The organism is Neobacillus piezotolerans (genome assembly GCF_003362805.1).
GTDB classification, from domain to species: domain Bacteria; phylum Bacillota; class Bacilli; order Bacillales; family Cytobacillaceae; genus Bacillus_D; species Bacillus_D piezotolerans.
The window spans coordinates 1-1,443 of sequence record NZ_QNQT01000032.1; the positions used below are offsets into that span (position 1 = coordinate 1).

Below are 1,443 nucleotides of genomic sequence, written 5' to 3' on the forward strand. Positions count from 1 at the left end.
ATTCTTGAGCATTGCCAGCACCCGCGCCTCTGGTTCGACCTTCGCGCTTACCTCGGCTCGGCGCGGGATGCGCAGCACCCACCGACGTCCATCGTCGACGGTGGCGATCACGATCCTATAGTCGAGCCCAAGCTCATTGACAGTCAGCGGGCCATGGAGCTTGAGCCCATGTCGGGCTGCAAGTGCGTACAGTTGGGAGGTATCGGCGGTCGTGACTACGGTCATGATTCACTCCTGAGGGCTTGACGGGTTTAGCCACCTAAATGTAACAGTCACGTCGGTTATATTCAATCCGGCACTGTTGCAAAGTTAGCGATGAGGCAGCCTTTTGTCTTATTCAAAGGCCTTACATTTCAAAAACTCTGCTTACCAGGCGCATTTCGCCCAGGGGATCACCATAATAAAATGCTGAGGCCTGGCCTTTGCGTAGTGCACGCATCACCTCAATACCTTTGATGGTGGCGTAAGCCGTCTTCATGGATTTAAATCCCAGCGTGGCGCCGATTATCCGTTTCAGTTTGCCATGATCGCATTCAATCACGTTGTTCCGGTACTTAATCTGTCGGTGTTCAACGTCAGACGGGCACCNTCAGTTTGCCATGATCGCATTCAATCACGTTGTTCCGGTACTTAATCTGTCGGTGTTCAACGTCAGACGGGCACCGGCCTTCGCGTTTGAGCAGAGCAAGCGCGCGACCATAGGCGGGCGCTTTATCCGTGTTGATGAATCGCGGGATCTGCCACTTCTTCACGTTGTTGAGGATTTTACCCAGAAACCGGTATGCAGCTTTGCTGTTACGACGGGAGGAGAGATAAAAATCGACAGTGCGGCCCCGGCTGTCGACGGCCCGGTACAGATACGCCCAGCGGCCATTGACCTTCACGTAGGTTTCATCCATGTGCCACGGGCAAAGATCGGAAGGGTTACGCCAGTACCAGCGCAGCCGTTTTTCCATTTCAGGCGCATAACGCTGAACCCAGCGGTAAATCGTGGAGTGATCGACATTCACTCCGCGTTCAGCCAGCATCTCCTGCAGCTCACGGTAACTGATGCCGTATTTGCAGTACCAGCGTACGGCCCACAGAATGATGTCACGCTGAAAATGCCGGCCTTTGAATGGGTTCATGTGCAGCTCCATCAGCAAAAGGGGATGATAAGTTTATCACCACCGACTATTTGCAACAGTGCCGTTAAGGCTAATCAGGGCAGGGGGTAGGGTGGCAGAGTTTATAGCCAGGTAACCGGCTACGCCGGGCTTTCGGCGCCATTTGACTCCACAAATTTTCAAAATTCGCAACGATCGAGAACACCAAAGCTATAATCGCAAATATTACGACAATGCCTACTCACTTTTGACTCGTCCTTGATTTGACATAACCTCATGTATTTTAAGGTTTATATCTTTTAACCTGACAGGTTTAGTTAACAAAGGAGCCTGTCCG

At 51.9% G+C, this 1,443-nt stretch carries 2 pseudogenes; both read right to left on the reverse strand.

Features of this window, described 5'->3' with window-relative positions:
• Nucleotides 1-225: pseudogene (locus tag DRW41_RS22545) on the reverse strand (hypothetical protein); the annotation flags it as partial.
• A 121-nt stretch (nucleotides 226-346) separates the two neighbouring features.
• A pseudogene (locus tag DRW41_RS22555) lies at nucleotides 347-1,127 on the reverse strand (IS6 family transposase).
• Nucleotides 1,128-1,443 lie beyond the last annotated feature (316 nt).